The organism is Sphingobium sp. WR1 (assembly GCF_059693745.1).
The window spans coordinates 205,090-222,657 of record NZ_JCATID010000004.1; the positions used below are offsets into that span (position 1 = coordinate 205,090).

General features: G+C 62.5%; 11 protein-coding genes. 3 read left to right on the top strand and 8 right to left on the bottom strand.

What is annotated here, in order from left to right:
• The first annotated feature begins 116 nt into the window (after positions 1-116).
• On the top strand, positions 117-1,805 hold the full coding sequence (locus AC58EF_RS07505; protein ID WP_497275710.1) for an arylsulfatase: 1,689 nt from the start codon (positions 117-119) through the stop codon (positions 1,803-1,805).
• Between the two features lie 47 nt (positions 1,806-1,852).
• Here AC58EF_RS07505 and AC58EF_RS07510 read toward each other — a convergent pair whose 3' ends face one another.
• The 6 genes from AC58EF_RS07510 to AC58EF_RS07535 all read right to left on the bottom strand — a co-directional run bounded on the left by AC58EF_RS07510 (position 1,853) and on the right by AC58EF_RS07535 (position 11,641).
• The gene (locus AC58EF_RS07510; protein ID WP_497275711.1) at positions 1,853-4,429 is read right to left on the bottom strand and encodes a TonB-dependent receptor; all 2,577 of its coding nucleotides are present in this window, start codon (positions 4,427-4,429) and stop codon (positions 1,853-1,855) included.
• Positions 4,430-4,632: 203 nt separating this feature from the next.
• Entirely contained in the window at positions 4,633-5,943 is a 1,311-nt protein-coding gene (locus AC58EF_RS07515) for a DUF5690 family protein (RefSeq protein ID WP_497275713.1), read from the bottom strand.
• Positions 5,940-6,785 (bottom strand): phosphonoacetaldehyde hydrolase, encoded by an 846-nt coding sequence (gene phnX / locus AC58EF_RS07520; RefSeq protein ID WP_497275715.1) that lies wholly within the window; start codon positions 6,783-6,785, stop codon positions 5,940-5,942. The genes AC58EF_RS07515 and phnX overlap by 4 nt, the downstream gene beginning before the upstream one ends.
• Positions 6,782-7,921 (bottom strand): TIGR03364 family FAD-dependent oxidoreductase, encoded by a 1,140-nt coding sequence (locus AC58EF_RS07525; RefSeq protein ID WP_497275716.1) that lies wholly within the window; start codon positions 7,919-7,921, stop codon positions 6,782-6,784. Before AC58EF_RS07525 ends, phnX begins: the two co-directional genes overlap by 4 nt.
• A gap of 154 nt (positions 7,922-8,075) precedes the next feature.
• Positions 8,076-9,365 (bottom strand): metallophosphoesterase, encoded by a 1,290-nt coding sequence (locus AC58EF_RS07530; RefSeq protein ID WP_497275718.1) that lies wholly within the window; start codon positions 9,363-9,365, stop codon positions 8,076-8,078.
• Positions 9,366-9,388: 23 nt separating this feature from the next.
• Complete coding sequence (locus AC58EF_RS07535; RefSeq protein ID WP_497275720.1) at positions 9,389-11,641, bottom strand: TonB-dependent receptor; 2,253 nt, start codon at positions 11,639-11,641, stop codon at positions 9,389-9,391.
• Between the two features lie 170 nt (positions 11,642-11,811).
• On the opposite strand from AC58EF_RS07535, the gene AC58EF_RS07540 reads away from it, so the two are divergent.
• Complete coding sequence (locus tag AC58EF_RS07540) at positions 11,812-12,438, top strand: TetR/AcrR family transcriptional regulator (protein ID WP_497275721.1); 627 nt, start codon at positions 11,812-11,814, stop codon at positions 12,436-12,438.
• Between the two features lie 89 nt (positions 12,439-12,527).
• Complete coding sequence (locus AC58EF_RS07545; RefSeq protein ID WP_497275723.1) at positions 12,528-13,442, top strand: LysR family transcriptional regulator; 915 nt, start codon at positions 12,528-12,530, stop codon at positions 13,440-13,442.
• A gap of 91 nt (positions 13,443-13,533) precedes the next feature.
• Here AC58EF_RS07545 and AC58EF_RS07550 read toward each other — a convergent pair whose 3' ends face one another.
• Both AC58EF_RS07550 and AC58EF_RS07555 read right to left on the bottom strand, forming a co-directional pair.
• Positions 13,534-14,655 (bottom strand): alkaline phosphatase, encoded by a 1,122-nt coding sequence (locus AC58EF_RS07550; RefSeq protein ID WP_497275724.1) that lies wholly within the window; start codon positions 14,653-14,655, stop codon positions 13,534-13,536.
• Between the two features lie 14 nt (positions 14,656-14,669).
• Positions 14,670-17,555, bottom strand: a complete 2,886-nt coding sequence (locus AC58EF_RS07555; protein ID WP_497275725.1) for a TonB-dependent receptor — start codon at positions 17,553-17,555, stop codon at positions 14,670-14,672.
• Positions 17,556-17,568 lie beyond the last annotated feature (13 nt).

A 17,568-nucleotide genomic window follows, 5' to 3' on the forward strand; every position in this document is an offset into this window, starting at 1 on the left:
TTGATTGTTTCGAATCCGTTTCCCGCTCGCTTAGGCCGTGGCTGTCATTCGGAATCGGATCAGGAGATGGGCGAGTGAATAAGAAATTGAAATTGTTAATGTTTCTTGCCGGAACTATGTTGTCGAACACGATCCCGGCGCAGGCCCAGACCGCCGCGGACACCCACGCCGTCCCGACTGTGCCCGCTTCGACGACGCATCAGCCCAATTTCCTGCTGATCGTGGCGGACGATCTGGGCTGGTCCGATCTCGGTTCTTTCGGCGGGGAAATCCAGACGCCCAATCTGGACGCGATCGCCTCGTCCGGCGTCCGGTTCACCGGCTTCCACACCGCGCCTACCTGTTCACCGACCCGCTCGATGCTGTTGAGCGGGGTCGACAATCACCAGGCGGGCCTGGGCAGCATGGCCGAAGTGCTACAGCCCGATCAGATCGGCCAGCCCGGCTATGAAGGCTATCTCAACGACCGTGTCGCCTCGATCGCCGAATTGCTGCACCAGGGCGGCTACCGAACCTTGATGTCGGGCAAATGGCATCTTGGCCTGACGCCGGAACGCGGCCCGGCCGCGCGCGGCTTCGAACGATCCTATGCCCTGCTCCAGGGACTGGGCAATCATTTCGGCGCTGACCAGAACAAGGCATGGAAAGCGATCGACGCGGCGCCCACCTATCGCGATAATGGCAAGCTCGTCGCCTATCCCAAGGGGCGCTTCTCGGCGGACTATTTCACCGATCGGCTGATCGGCTTCCTCGAAGAAGGCGCCGGGGACCAACGCCCCTTCTTCGCCTATCTGCCCTATTCGACACCGCACTGGCCGCTTCAGGCGCCATCGGAGGTGATCGCCAAATATAAGGGGCGTTACGACGCCGGCTATGAAGCGCTGCGGGAGGCCCGGCTCAACCGGCAGAAGGAACTGGGACTGGTCCCGGCAAATCTTGCCCCGCATGACTGGCAGGATGTAAAGCCCTGGGCGTCGCTGACGCCGGAGGAAAAGGCGATCGAGTCGCGCAAGATGGAGGTTTATGCGGCGATGGTCGATCGGATGGACCAGAATGTCGGCCGCGTGGTCGAGACGCTCAAGAAGCTCGGCAAATATGAGGACACGGTCATTCTTTTCCTTTCCGACAACGGGCCGGAGGGCAATGTCATCGACGCCCCTCATCAGGCCGTTCCGAACCCGGAAGGCAAGGCCAGGCTGCACATAGACAACAGCCTCGGCAATATCGGCAAGGCGACATCCTATGTCGGCTACGGACCCGGCTGGGCGCAGGCCAATAGTTCGCCCTCATGGCTGGTGAAAAGCTATCCCACAGAAGGGGGCACGCGCGTCACCGCCTTTGCAGCCGGCCCCGGAGTCGCCGGCGGGCGGATCGCCACCGGCTTCCTCGGCGTGACCGATGTCGCGCCGACATTGCTCGATCTGGCAGGCCTCAAACAGCCGGCAACCTTCGCCGGCCACGCCATCCTGCCCTTCCAGGGCCATAGCCTGCGGCCAGTGCTGAGCGGCGAGGCGGCGGAGATACGTCAGCCTACGGAAGCGGTCGGAACGGAGCTTTTCTACCGGCGCGCGCTGCGCAAGGGGGACTGGAAGGCCGTCTACCTGCCCACATCGGCCAGCACATACTCGCGCAAAAGCTACGGCACGGACGCATGGCAGCTGTTCAATGTCGCCCAGGACCCGGCGGAAGCCCATGACCTGGCGGCAAGCGAACCGGCAAAGCTCCAGGAACTGGTCGAGGACTGGACCCGCTATGCGAAGGACAAGGGGGTGGTCGTGCCGACCGAAAACGGCGCAAAGAAATAGTCTATGGGAAGGCTCGGCCCAATGATCATCAGGCCGAGCCGCTTATATCAAAAGATCGCGGCCTTCACCCCGAGCAGGAAGCGCGGGCCATAATATTCGACCTGCAACGGCCGTCCCTTGTTGCCCAGATAATAATGCAGCTTCTGGTTAGTGAGGTTGCTCGCCTCACCGAACAAAGTGACCGACGGGGTCAACTGCCAGTTCACCGTCAGGTCCAGGCTGGTATAGGCGCCATAATAGCTGTCGCTGGCGGCGTCCGCGCCATATTCCTCGATGAACGCGCCCTTATAGTTCATGGCTAGACGGCTGGAGAAGCGGCCGTCGTCATAATAAAGCGCGACATTGGCAAGGTTGTTCGCCTGGCGCGGCACCCGCACTTCGCGACCGTCCGGCAGGGTGAAGTTGGAGCGGATCAGCGTGTAGTTCGCGTTGACCCCCAGATTCGACAGCAGCCCCGGCAGGAAGGTCAGGCGGCGTTGCAGGTTGAATTCGAAACCATAGAGATCGCCCGATGCGCCGTTGGCCGGCGTCAGGAAGGCGACGCCATCGATGCCGCGATAGGTGCCGATGCGGCGGGAATCATAGATGGGATCGCTGATCCGCTTGTAGAAGGCGCCTGCCGAAATGACGCCGTCATTGCCGAAATAATGTTCGAACAGCAGATCGGCGTTCCAGGCATAGGTCGGCTTCAGGTCCGGGTTGCCGCCCTGAAATTCCAGATCCGCTTCGCTGAACGCTCCGCCCGGCGCCAGGTCGCCGAAGTCGGGCCGCGCGAAGCTGCGGGTGATGGCCGCGCGCAGGTTTGTGTCGCCATCGAACCGATAGGTCAGGTGCAACGAAGGCAGGACCGACAGATAATCGTTCGAACGGCGCTCCTTTTCCAGCGCGCCGTTGATCAGCACCTGTCCCGCCACCGTGGTCTTGGTGTGTTCCAGGCGAATGCCGCCCAGCAGCGTCACGGCATCGCTGGGGTTCCAGGTTGCCATGACATAGCCGGCGGTCTGCTTTTCATAGAGGCGAAAGGTGCGACCCAGCGCGCCGCCATTTTCCGCCGTCGCCGACCCCGCCGCATCCAGCACCAGATTGCCGCGATTGGCGATATACCAGTCCACCAGATCCTTTTCCGACACGACCTGCGAAAACTGCGCGCTATATTGGGAGCCGATCGCCAGCTCGTCCAGATATTGTCCGCGCCCCGGCTGGTTCATCAGCGGGAAGTCCGCCAGCGTCGGCACCGGCCCCGCCGCCGGGTTCCATGTGTAAAACAGATCCTCAAAAAAGGCGTCGCGCAGCTTGTCGCGATATTTGGCGCCGGCCTTGAAGGTCAGCGTGTCGCTGGCGGGCAGCGTGACATTGCCCTCCAGCACGATTCGGTCGGTTTCCTTCACCCGGATCTTGTAAAGTTCGACATTGGCGAGCCGCGTCAACGACGGGTCCATCTGGAAGGAGGAGGGCAGATGGTTGCTGATCGCGTTGGCCGGATCGGTTCCGCCATCGATCTCATTATAGGCAAGATTGCCCGATCCGCGATTTTCCAGCCCCTGATAGCCGACATTGCGCTGGTCGAAGCGGACCACGAAATAGCTGTTGTCGCGTCCATCGGGCGTGTCGCCATAGTGGAAGAGATTTTCGTAACGCGAAGCCTTCCAATCGAACTTCGCGCCGCCCGACCCAAGCATGTGAACGCCGCCTACTTCGCCGCCCGACAATTCGGTGATGAGGGTGTTGAAGATATTCTGCACCTCGACCCGGTTGGAGGCGAAGTTCAGACGGTGCTTGTAATGCGTCTCGTCATCCTTGAGCGAGCCATAGATGCCGCGCGCATAGAGCTTGCCACCATCGTCGAATGCATATTCCATGGCGCCGTTGAGGCCGATCGTCTCGCGCACGCCGGTATAGTCGCGCAGTTCCAGACGGGTGATGCCGATACCGTCGCCGCCACGGCGCGGTTCATAATTGTCGGTCGCCCAATGGCGCTTATAATAGGTGCCCGACAGCACGAAGCCGAACTTGCCGTCGCCCAGGCGATCGCCATAGAGCGCGCTGGCAAGAAAGCCCGCCTTGTCGGCTTTTTCCGAATAATTGCCGCCCGCCGTCAGTTGCAGCGTGCGCTTGTCCGGCGCGGTCTTGGTTATGAAATTGACCGATCCGCCGATCGCATCCCCCTCCATGTCGGGCGTGATCGCCTTGGCGACGACGACCTGCTCGATCAGTTCCGATGGGAAGAAGTCGAAAGCGGTCGCGCGGCTGGTCGTCTCCTCCTCGGCGGTCGGCAGGCGGTTGCCGTTGATGAGGGTCGAGTTCCATTGCGACGGCAGGCCGCGCACCGCGACAAAGCGTCCTTCACCCTGGTCGCGCTCGATGGCGACACCGGGCAGGCGCTGCACGGCTTCGGCGGCATTGCGGTCCGGCAGGCGGCCGATGCCGTCGGACGTCAGGACATTGACGATGTTGTCGGCCTTGCGCTGCGCCTCGATCGACTTCATCTCGCCCGAGACGATCGTTCCAGTGACGATGATGTCGCTGGACGCGGCGTCCGGCGTCGGAGCCGTTTCCGCCTGTGCAGCGGTTACAAAGACAAGTGTGCCAATGCTGACTGCGGACTGAAGAACGAACCTGGTCATGATGTCACCCCTCGATTGATAGCGCCGCCTTTTTTGCGCGGCCGGATCATGACGAATGCATTGCCATGACATGCTGCGATGCCTCCAATTCATTGAGTGCATTGCAGCAATAGACGTGAATATAGAAAAGCAGGACGAACTTCGCCTCGCACAGCCGGGCCGTGCGAGGCGAAATTCGTCAACGTTGATCGGTTTTCGACGTCTTATCTGCCTCCGCTCAGTCTCTTGGTAAAATAGGCGATGGAGGCTGTCGCCATGACCAGGCAGAGTCCTGCCCCGGCATAGGCAAGCGCAATGAAGAAGTGCAGCCAGTCCATCGTGACGCCGGGCATGTTGCGCAGCAGCGTCAGCAGGACGCTACCGCCATAGCCCGAAGCATCCGCGACATAGATCAGGAATCCAGCGGTTCCGGCGCGACGGCTTGCCGCCACCAGACGGTCGAACAGCATCGCGTTGAACGGCGTATAGCCGAGATAGAGGCCAAGGCCTGACAGGATCATCCAGTTCAGCGGCGACAGCCAGCCGATCTGGAAGGCCAATGTCGACAGGCCGATCAGCGCCGCGCCCGCGAGCACGATGGCATGGATCACGATCAACGCGCGCATATTATCGCGGATGAAGACCAAGCTGGCGAGGATCACCAGCGTCACGAGCGCGATCGGCGCCTCGCTGGCGGTGAAGACGCTCGACACACCCGCATAGCCCAGGTCGGCCCAGATCTCCGCGGCGAAATTGTCGCGGAAATCGCGGATCGCGGTGAAAAGCATATAGGCGAGCACAAGGAAGGCGACGCCGGGACCATAGTGGCGCAGGAAAGCGCGGCGCGCCTCCGCCGGCATGGGCGGCCGGGCCATGCGCTCGGCCTGCTCCTCCGGCGTCGGCGGCGGCAGTTGCGCGAGGCCCACGACCGCGACGATCAGCAGGGGCATGAAAATAATGCCGGTCGCGGCGGGCATCCAATATTCACCCACACCCATGTCGGTCATCAGCCAGAGGCCGACCGATTTCACCATGCCCGACGATATGATGAAGCTGGCGCACAGGATCGCCGCGACCACTTCGCTGGTGCGCCGCCCTTCGACATAGCCGAAGACCAGCCCCCAGATCATGCCCAGCGGCAGGCCGTTTAGGAACAGGGCCGCGACCTTCCAGTTGGGCGGCACCACGGCGAAGAGCAGGAGCGCGATCCAGGAAGCGGCGATCAGGCCGATGATCGCCACGCCGCGCCGAGACGCCGCCATTTCGGACACGACCTTGACGCCGATAAACTTGGAGAGCGCATAACCCGCAACCTGGGCGATCACGAGCGCGATCTTGAAATCGATCACCCCTTCCCAGCCCGGCGCGTCAGCATAGGTCGCCGCCGTGAAGGGCTTGCGGAAGGCATACATGGAAAAATAGGCAGCGAAGGCGACAAGACCACCATAAAGCGCGAACAGCGCCGGATGCGCCTGCGCCAGACGCTCCGTCAGCGTCCGACCATGGGGCACGCGCTCCGCCACCAACGCGGTCACGCCGGCTGGCCGATCAGCGTGCGGGTGGCGGCGGCGCCGGGCTGCTGCCTCTTGGCCATCGCTTCCTCTATCGACCGGATGGCAATGCAAAGATCGGCGACACTTTCGATCACGAAATCGGCGCCCGCATCGGCAAAGGCAGCGATAACCGACGCCATGCGCGTCATCCGTTCCTCCGCCGACAGCGCCATGAAGTCGTCATAGGCCATGCCGACGCCATTGCCCGATCCGGCAACGGCGATGGTCCACAAGCCTGCATTGCGCCCGGCGATGATGCCGACCGGCGCATCGTCCACGGCCACGCAGCATCCCGCGGGCCAGGCGGAAAGCGCTGCCATCGCCTGCCACAGCATCAGCGGCGCCGGCCGCCCCATCGCGGTTTCCCCGGCGCAGACGATCGCGGCGGGCGTATAGCCCTGCTCGGCCGCGGCGGGGATGATGTCCGCCATCATCGCGCGGGTATAACCCGTGGTCGACCCGACCTTGATCCCCTTGTGCCGTAATGCCGAGGCAGCCGTCGCTGCGCCGGGGATGAGATCGCGGCACAGCGCGGCGCTGGCTGCCATTGCCGGTTCCAGCTCGACCATCAGCGCGTCGACATCCGCCTCGCTCCATGCGCCGCCCTTCACCGACCGCCAGCGTTCCGCCATCGCGTCTTCGGACAGGATGGCGACGACATGCTCCCGCTTGGCCATGCCCATATAGCGGCGGATAATCATTTCGTCGGCCGGAACGCCAGCCTTCTCGAAAACCTGCTCCATCGCCATGACCGGCGCGCGGGAGCCGAAATCGATCATCGTGCCTGCCCAATCGAACAGCACCGCGACAATATCCGACATCATGCAATCTCCTTGATCGGGGCGTTGAGCGCCGCGCCGACCACCCGTTCGCCAATGGCAAAGGCGCTGGACATGCCAGCGCCGCATGTCACGGAGGTGACATGGACACCGGGCGCGGCTTCGTGGGTGAACCAATTCTGTTTGGACGAGGAGGCATAGACACCGATCCAGCGTTCGACGACTGGTGGCGGCACGCCCAGCACCGCGCGGAACTCGTCCAGCATCAATGCGTCTATCCGTTCATGGTGGAAGGGGTCGGGCGTATCGCCATAGTCATGGCTGTCGCCGACGACGAGCGACCCGTCGCCGGACTGAACAGCAATCAAATGGACGCCCGCGTCAATCTGCGCGGATTGTTCCGCCTGCAATTGAGCGGCGAGCGCCGTCGCCTGCGGCAGTGCGGTATAGCCTTCATAGCGTGCTAGGCCAAGGTCGCTCATCACCGGCCGCGCGAGACGATAGCCGGGCGGAGCGAGGCGCAGCATCTGAAGCTTGCAGCGCGTAACGTCATGGGCAGCCATGACATCGGGGAACAGCGCGTTGAGGTCCTCGCCCGGACAAACGAAGGTCGCCTCCGCCCGATAAGCTCCGTTACTGGTAGTGATGCGTCCCTGTTCGCAGCCGGTCACGCTTGCCGGCGGCGCGAAGGTAACGCCCATGTCCCGCTCCAGCCAGGCGGCTATCCTGGGCACCGCCTCCCGCGCCTCGACGCGCAGTTCATGCGGGCTGATCAGTGCAGCTTCGCAACGGGCGAAAGGCGTTTCGGGGTCCAACATCCGAAGCTGCGTGTCGGTCAGCAGGTTGCAGCCCTCCCCCATTTCCGTCTGGAGAAACGCATCCAGCACGGCGACCGCCGCCTGGCGCCGCACCGGCAGCACCAATCCCGTCTGCTCGACGGCAATGCCCGCGCGCGGCGCGACCTGCGCCCATATCTCCCGCGTCCGGCGGGCGAGCGGCCACATGCCATGACGCTCCTGCCCAGTCACGGTGACGAAACCGAAATTGCGGATGCTTGCGCCGGTAGCGCGCGCATTGCGGTCGATCACGACCACGCGCTTGCCCGCCCGTGCTGCCGCCAGCGCATGAGCGAGGCCCACTATGCCGCGCCCGACCACCGCAACGTCAAATTCTCGGTTCATGCTGCCCTTGCCTGCCTGTGACCAACTGTCGCAATCCTGCGTCACGGGCGGTTTGGGCCGAACGGCCGATCAAGGCCAATGCATATGAGGCATAGCGACCATAGACGCACGGGCCAGGGTTGCGGCGCGAACTCAGGTCCGCGCCGCATACCGATCAGTTATCGATGCGTGCCGTCTTGTCGAAGCGCGCGCGGAAGTCGGTCAGGTCGATGGCGAACTCATCACCCTTCACGAAGGTCGCATCGTCCATCTTGGGTTGCTCAACGGGCCGATACCAGGCGGCATAGTCCGGCGTTTCGCTGCTCAGCTTTTTATAGTGGGTGGAATAGGTGCGGATCTTCACCGCCGGCGTCGCCGCGCCCATGTCGAAGGTCATGAGGCGCAGCCAGCCATCGCCGATGCCCTCGCCCTGTTGCAGCTTCACGCCTGCATCCTTGGCGGTCTGGCCGCGGGCCTGATAGTCGGACAGGATCTGATAGACTTTGTGTCCATAGCGGTTGTCGTCGGCGCGGAAGGCCTGGGCATGTTCGTGACCGCACAGCAGCATGAAAATCTGGTCGTGCTGGCTCAGAAACTTGTCCCACACCATCTGCGGGTTGTTATCTTCCGGGTCGACGGCGGCATTGTCGATCATCGGATTGGCGATCCGCGCGCCGCTGGTGTCCAGATAGTCATGGGTCGATACGATCGTCGGGAGGCCCGGATATTTCTTGATGACCGATGCCGCCCAGGCGAGCGAGGCGTTGGGCGCGTCGAACTGAAGGCCGATGTGCAGGAATTTATAGCCGCCCGCGGTGAAGATCTGCGCGCTGTCCGCCCCGTCGTCATGGCTGGCGACATACCAGCTCTTGCCCTTGAAGAAGTCCGACTGGTCGGAAAAGACCGACTTGAAGTTGGTGAGGCCGCCTGCGTGCAACATTCCCAGGCTCGACATATCCTTGAACTGCGCAGCGGGTGGATGGTTGGCGTCGGTCCACATCGCGTCATAATCGTGATTGCCGGGCACGACGGAGAATGGCACCTTCCCCGCGATCATCTCATAACCCTTGCGCGCCATCGGCATTTCGACCGTCTTCACCTTGGGCGTCGGAGCGAAGTGCGTGTCCATGATGGGATTGGCCACGCGCTTGAACCCGCGCGCCGCATGGGCGGGGTCGATCGGCAGCGTCTGGTGCTGCCACACATCGCCCAGCGCCGTCACGAAGGCGATGTCCCCGCCCGCACTTTCCAGATTGGCGGCGATATAGGCCATCTGGTCCAGAAACTGCTGGCTGGCGTCGAAGGCGAAGCCCTCCGCCTTCTGATGGGTATAGTCTATATAATTCTGCGTGTCGGGAATGACCGCGATGGTGAAGCTGTCGTCGGCCGCCAGCGCGGGAACGGCCAGCGAAGCAAGGGCGCAGCCCAAGAGCGCACGACGCGCGAGTGTCTTGATGGAAGTCATGCAGCGTCTCCTGTTGAACGATGTCAGAAATTGAAGCCGAATTCGGCGCGGTAGGTGCGGCGCGTACCGGCGATGAAAGTCGGAATACCGAAATAGTCGCCGGTATTACCGGCATCGACGATGAATTTCTTGTCGGTCAGATTGTCGCCGATCAGGGCGAAGCTCCAGCGCTTGTCGGCGGGCGTGAAGGTGATCCGGGCGCTGAGCAGGCCGTAGCCATTCTGATATTCGTCGACCACCCGGTCCGAATAGGCGGCCGGGGTGCGCTGCTGCAGGTCCAGCCGGTCATTATCCTCGAAGAAGAACATTTTCGACTGCCAGCTGTAGAGCGGCGCGAAGCCGATGGTGCCGCCCTTGAGCGGCGCTTCGAAATTGCCGCCGATCGCGAATTTATGGTCCGGGCTGTTGCGGAAAAAATTGCCGTCATACAGGCCAGCGCGGAAACGGGCATGATTGTAGCCATAGCTGCCGAAGATCGAGATGCCCGGTTTGATCTCATAGCTCAGCTGGGTTTCGAAGCCGGTCGCGTCCGCCTTGCCCGCATTGACCGTGGCGACGATGCCGTCCTTCAGGCCCAGCGTCTGGAAATTCTCATATTTATAATGGAAGACCGACGCGTCGCCGACCAGCTTGCCGTCGAGCAGGCGGAACTTGACACCGATCTCGCCCGATTTCAGCGTCTCCGTGGGGATCAGCTGCGATGGCGTCCTGGGGTTCAGCTGCAACACTTCGGGACGCTTGCCGATGCCATAGACGGCATAGAGATTGACGTCGGGCGTCAACTTGTACCGCACGCCCGCGCGACCGGTGACATTGCTGGAACTGTTGCTGCCCCGGATCACCGCATTGCCGGGCGTCGGCTGCAACAGCAGGCCGCCGCCGGTCAGTGATGATACGCCCAATGGCGTCAGCCCCTGGAGCGTCAGATCCTTCTTGTCCCAGGTCGCGCGGCCACCGGCGAACAGTTCCAGCCGATCGGTCAGATGCGCGGTCACATCAGCAAAGAGGTCATAGGTATCGATCTTGGCGCCGGTCAGCTGCTGGTCGAGCTGAAACGCCTTGAGCGCGTTCGCCCTCGATCCGAGCAGCGCGTTGATCTGATCGTTGGTCAGGCCCTTCGGTGCGAACTGTTGCAGCACGCCGCCCAGCAGCAGCGCCATGGCCCGCTCGTCGTAGCCCATTTCCATGCTCATGCCGTTATTGGCGTGGAAATAGCTGCCGCCGACAAAGCCCTCGAAAATGCCGAGGCCGGAGAAATTGAGCCGCAATTCCTCAGAGATCTGTTCGCCATCATTGCATTGATGATAGGCGATCAGGTTGGTCGGCGTCCCGTCATTGTCACCCGACTGGCAGGCATCATACCAGCGATAGCCGCTGATCGAGGTCAGGCTGAACCGGTCGTTGAGGCGCCAGTCGGCGGTGCCGCTGACGCCGACGATTTCGCGGTGGAAATAGGGATCGGGCAGCGTGCCGAACGTGTCGAGATGTGTCGGCGTCCAGAAATTGAGATCGCCCACCACGGCGCCTGTGGTCTGGTCGAGCGGCAGGAAGGTGTGCGACTTGAACGGCACACCGCCCTTGGTATCGTCGACATCATAGGTGGCGACCAGGTTGAACTTGAAGTCACTCGACGGTTCCCATTTGCCCGCAAAGCGATAGGCCTGCGCGTTGACGGCATTATAGGTGCCGCTGCCGTCGCTATCATCGACGAAGCCGTCGCGCTTGCGCTTGAGCGCGCCGAAACGAATCGCCAGCGTTTCGCTGATGGGCAGGTTCACGACGCCCTGTAGGCTGTAATAATTATAATTGCCCGCGCCGCCCTTCACTTCGACCGACAAATCATCGGTCGGCCGTTTCTGGAAAATGGAAACGCCGCCATTGAGCGCCGAACGGCCGTGCAGCGTCGACTGGGGGCCTTTTTCCACTTCGATCCGGTCGATATCGAACAATTCGCCATAGGCCGAAGCGGTCTGGACCACGGCGACGCCATCCTGAAACACCGCGACGCGCTGTTCGGCCTGCGGCGAGAAATCGTTGGAAGTGATGCCGCGCACTGAAAAACCCGGCGCGAACTTGTCCTGCAACTGGATCACGAGCCCCGGCGTTATCGCGGAAACCTTGATCAGTTCGGTGCCGCCGATCTGGTCCAGAAAGGCGCCGCCATAGGCGCTGATCGACATCGGCACATCGGTGATACGCTGTTCGCGCTTCTGCGCGGTGACGACGATATCGCCCGACGGACCGGAAACATCCTCCGGCGCGCCATCGGCAGCCACCCGATCCGCAGCAGATACATGAGTCGCAGACAAAGCCAATATACTGGAAAAGGTAAGGAAATTTCGGAGCATGAGGCACACCCTTTGACGTGACACTATTTACGAGACGCGCCTGTATCGATATTATGTGACAAATTTGTGTGCGACCGCAGCACGGGGTAGAAAGCGATATGGATGCCTATGCACAGGAAGTTACGCGCGGCCGCGGGCGACCCCGCGACGAGGAAAAGGACAGCGCCATTCGTGAGGCCGCTTGGCGGGTTCTGGCGGAAAAAGGCTATGAAGGGCTGACTTTCGAGGCGGTTGCGGAGCTTGCGCAGTGCAGCCGTTCGACCCTCTACCGACGTTTTGCCGGCAAAGCCGAACTGGTGGAAGCGGTCCTTGGCCAGACGTCCCGCGCCCTTGAACCCAATACCGACAATATGGCCCCGCGCGAGGTGCTGATCGCCCATGCGACCGCGCTTCGTGAATATATGTCGGACGTTCGCGGTCCCGCCACGCTCAACGTCTCGGTCAGCGCTCCGCACCATCCCGAGCTCGCGGAAGCAATAAAACGTCACTCATCGGGCGAGCAGGAATATTATCTGCGCGAATTCAGGCGCCTCGGTCCGCAAGGCATGTCCGCAGAGGCTTTGGATTTCGCTTTCAATACATTGGTGGGCAGCGTCATCTTCCATGTCGCGATCCGGCGCATCGCCCCAAGCGACGCACAGATCGCGCTGCTGGTCGACCAGTCGATCGCCCTACTGAACGAAGGCAACGGCTGCGAGCAGGATCGTTTCGAAGAACGACCATAACACCGGCCGCGACCGATGCGCATGTCGCTGCCGTGACCAACTTGTAACATATTTGCGTCACAGGGGCGGTAGGATCGGCGAGGAGCCTGGTGTCGCTCCACATGGAGCAGGGGGTTAGTTTGAGCGTCAATTTCCTCCATCTGCGCTCCTTCTACGCCGTCGCCAGCGAACGCAGCGTCAGCAAGGCAGCGCGGCGGCTTAATATCTCCCAACCGACTTTGTCGAAGCAATTGAAGGCCTTGGAGGATCGCTACAAAGTCAAGCTGATCGAGGGCACGCGCCCGCCGCTGACGCTCACATCCGCCGGGCGCGCGCTGTTCGAGAAGGCCGAAGACCTGTTCGGCATCGCCGACGAGATCGGCGCGCTTTTGGGGGAGGACGACATCGACAGTGGCGCGTTGCTGCGCCTAGGCACCGACTCGCCACCTTATGCCGCCGAATTCATGGCCGCCTTCAAGACCGAAGTGCCCAACGCCCATTTTCGCGTCACCATCGCCAACGCCATGCAGACCAACGAACTGCTGCTCAAGGCGCAAATCGACATCGGCATCATCTGCGAGCCGCCGATCGAGACCGACTATAGCTATACCCCGCTCTATGCCGACCGGCTGGTCGCCATCCTGCCCGCTTCCTGGCCTGATGACGGGGCGAGCATCTTGCCGCTCGAACGACTGGGACAGGAAATCCTATTGGTGCGCGAAGCGACTTCGCGCACTTTGGCCGCGATGAACCGGCTGCTGGCCGACACGGAAATCACGCCGCGTCAGACGATGGAACTCCACACGCGCGAAATGATCCGGGAAGCAGTCGCGCAGGGCATCGGCATGAGCCTCATGTTCGAAAAGGAATGCCCACCCGACAGCCGCATCCGCGTCCTGCCGCTCGACACGCGCTCCTCGCTGATCGAGGTCAAGGGCTATCTGGCGGTCAGGACCGAGCGCAAGCGTATGCCCCTGATCCGCCAATCCCTGGCCATCGCCAAGAAGATGGCGGCGCAAGGCTGACGCTGCGCTGCCTTATGAGGCGAAGGGGGTATCGCCAACCTCTCCACCCACATTCATCCGCCGACGGCTCAAAGCCACGTCCGATGCGCCATTAGGACTCCTTGTTCCAGCCCATCGCCTGCATCATGATGTCGAACAGTCGCGTATTCGGGAAGAAACCGTGCACGCGCTCCGCCCCCGGCCCGGAAGCCGCAGCGATAACCTCCTCGCCCGTATGACCATCCTCGACGCCGATCACCGGATTGGTCGCAATCGTCGCGCCCGGCTTGGCCGCCTCAGCCGCATATTGCTGAGCAAGCGGCGTCCCGCGCACGCCTCCACCCATGCGCAGCGCGAAGCTGTGATCGGCCGTGAACAGGATCAAGGTATCCTTGCCGGCCATGGCGCTGACCCGGCGGATCATATCGTCCATTTCGACGACATGGCGCAGGCCCTGTTGCGGATTGTCGGTATGCATGTCCCATTCGACCATCAGGAAATAGCCCTTGGGATTGCGCGCGAGTTGGCCAATCGTCGCTTCCACTGCCGGGATCGGAGCGAAATCGGCGTCACGCAGAATGGCTGCCCGCCCGGCCGCGCGCACAAGCGCGGGGTCAGCACCGAACTTATATCCCGCCTTTGCAAAGGCCTGCTCGGGCGTCGTCTGCCGCTTGGCGAAAGAGGTGGCTGCATCCGCCTGCCCCTTGCCGATCAGGATATCGACGCCGTCCCCGAAACGGGGCGCGAGCATCTGGCGGAAAATCTCATCCTGGTCCTTGCGCGAGGCGACATGGGCGTAGCAGGCGGCCGGTGTGGCGTCCCAGATCTTCATGTTGGTGACGACGCCCGTCGATAGCCCGCGCTGCTCGGCATATTCGAGGAAGCTCTTCACCGGAGCGACGCCGCCGCCCGCGCCCTTGGGCACGACCGATATCATCCCGCTGTCCGTCTTTTGGCCAGTCATGATGGCACTCATGCCAGCGCCCGAATCCGTGACCCAGTTGTTCAGCGCCGACGTGTCCGACAGGCCTATATTGGGCATGGATTGAATGAACAGCGACTGGGGTCGGTCGTTCGCCATGATCCCGGCCGCATTCAGGGTCGGAACGCCGCCCGCATCGCCCAGGAAGAGGATGATATTGCGCGCTTCCTGCGCTCGGGCCGGGGCACAGGAAAGGGACGTGGCCAGCAGCACGCCCGCCGCCAGCGCCGCCTTGCGGGACAAAATCTTCATAATCATTCCTTCCATCAGAAGCGCGCCCGCACGCCGGCCATCAGCGTCGTGCCATAATCGGTGTAGCCGGCAAAACGATCGTCGCGGACATATTGCCACTGGACGCCCCCCGCCACATTGATGCCCTGCACCACGAATGTGACATTGGGCGTCACCTTGTAGGAAATATCGAAATCGAGGCTGCCGAAGGCTGCGTCGTTATTCGCGGCCAGGCCTGCACCGCCGACGTCGCGCAGCACCTTGCCCCGCCAGCTATAGCTGGCGCGCGCGCCGATCGGTCCCTTTTCGTAGAAGGCCGTGAGGTTGAAACTGTCCGCCGCCACATCGGTTAGATCGTCGCGGAAAGTGGTTCCATCCGACATCGCATAGGTGCCCTTGCTGGCGGTATGCGTGTAGTTGGCCTGGAAACCGAGGCCGTCGAAGGGCGCGGGCAGCATCCTGAACAGTTGCTGATAGGCGATCTCGACCCCCGCGACATAGGCATTGCCGCCATTTTGCGGCGCGGTCAGGCGGTAAATCTGGCCATCCAGGTCGAAATTGCGGGTCTGCTGGAAGACGAAAGTGGTGATGTCCTTGTAGAAGGCGCCGCCGATCAGCGCGCTGCCCGGCGCGAAATACCATTCCACCGTGCCGTCATATTGCCAGGCTTCGAACGGGCGCAGTTCCGGGTTGCCGCCCACCGCGGTCAGCACCGTGGGGTTGGAATTGATGGTCAGCCGCGGCGCGAGATCGGCGAGCGACGGGCGCGTGATGACCTTGGATACGGCGAGATGCATCTGAAGGGTGGAGGTGAATTCGGCGACGAGATTGAACGAGGGCAGGACATTGCCATAATTGCGCTCGTAGCGAACCGGCAGCGCCGCGCTGCCATTGTCGGCATAGCCCGACGAAGTCTGGCGGGTATGGGCGTAGCGCACGCCTGCATCGCCGCGTATGGTCACGCCGCCGACCGGAAAGCTGAATTCCGCCATGCCATAGCCGTCGATAATCCGTTCATCGATCGCATAGCTGTTGCGGCGGTCCCCGCGCGTCAGGTCCGCGCTCAACAACGCTTCCTTGCCGGTGGCAGCGGCCCAGAACCGATCGGGGTCGGGCATCACCCAGTTTTTCGGCAGAATGCCCCCGACGCCATCAAGAAAATCGTCGACCGGAAAGGCGTCGAAATAGCTGTCGTCGAAGCGCTGGCCCGCAATGCCGCTGGTGAAATTGATATCCCGGCGGTTATAGGTCCGGTCGCGCTTCTCATATTTGGCGCCGAACCGCAACGCGCGCACCGCGCCATCCAGGTCGCGCGTCACGTCGAAGGTCGCGGCGCGCTGCTTGTCCAGCGAATCGTTGACGCGATATTCGATCCGCCGGCCCGGCAGGGTCGTCGATTCCGTCAGATCGGCCGTCTGGAAAGTCAGGTTGGGCAGACGGTCGCCCACCTTGCCGTAATCGAACGCGACATTGCCGACCGCGCCCAGCAACCGGGTGCGGTAGATGGGCGTGGGCGTATTGGAATAGGCCCGTCCCAGACTGGCGTCGGCAGCCAGCGTCCAGCCATTGGCCGACCATTTGGCATTGGCGCCGATCAGCCAGTTTTCATATTCGAGGCGAGACGTCTCACGCCCGATCTGGGTCGAGGTCGCCACGGTTGCGCTGGTCAGCACGCCATTTTCGATCACCGCCGTTCCCGGCACGATCGCGCGCGGCGTTGTCGCCGAGAAATCGGTCGAATAGGTCAGTTCGTCATAATCGATGTTGAGGCGGCTCCACAGGCCATCGACATTCAGTTCGAACCGGTCGTCGGGCCGCCACTGGATTGCGCCGTTCAGGCCGATGCGATCGCGATTTTCGCGTTCCAGCGTCGGCCGCGTGCTGGTCGGCACCAATATCGTATCGCCGTCGAGCGCCCCGTCGCCATTGCTGTCGATGCGACCTTCCGTCCAGCCTACACCGGTGATGCGATCCTGCCGCGTCGTGCGCTCGTCATAGACCGCCGCGATCAAAGCGCCGAACGTGCCTTCCTCATTCACCCAGCTCGCCATGCCGGAAATGCGGGGATCGACCGTGTCGGCAAGGCGCGGCGAACTGGCGGTGGCGGAAAAGGCCAGCATCGGCTTTTTGAGGTCGATCGGGCGAAAGGTCTGCAGGTTGACGATACCGCCGATGCCGCCCTCGGCCAGGTCGGCGCGCGGGCTCTTGATCACTTCCACCGCCGACATGAGTTCGGACGGCAGCGTGTCGAAACGGAACTGGCGCCCGCTCTGCCCGCTGTCGCGGACATTCTCATTGACCGCCGCGGCGCGGCCGTTGAGCGTCACGACCTGAAAATTGGCGCCCAGACCGCGAATGCGGACGAATACGCCCTCGCCCCGATCGCGCACGATCGATACGCCTGGCACACGCTGAAGAGCTTCGGCGATATTCTGCGCCGGAAACTTGCCGATATCCTCGGCCTTCACCACGTCCACGACATTGGCCGCCTTGCGCTTTTCCGCCAGCGCACCCGACAAGCTGGCGGCATAGCCCGTAACGATGATGTCGGGATTGGTGTCCGTCGTCGCGGTGCTGGCGGCATCCAGTGGCGTGGCGGCCGCCGCGACGATCAGCAACGCGCCGTTGGGCTGGCGGCGAACCGCCAAGGGTTTGCCCTGGATGAGCCTTTCGACTGCGGCCATCGCACCCATCCGGCCGCTGACGGGCGCTGTGGTCATGCCTGCGACAACCTGCGGCGCGAACAATATGTCGGTGCCTGTCTGCCGGGCGAGCGTTTCGAACGCCTGACTCAAAGGCTGCGCCGCGATCTGGACGGAAACCACGCGCTCCTGCGCCTGTGCGGGCACGGCGCAGAAAGCGGCCAGTGCGACACCCAGCACAAGCGAACGGCGCATCTTGCGCGATGAATTGACGGTCACGAAAACACCCCCA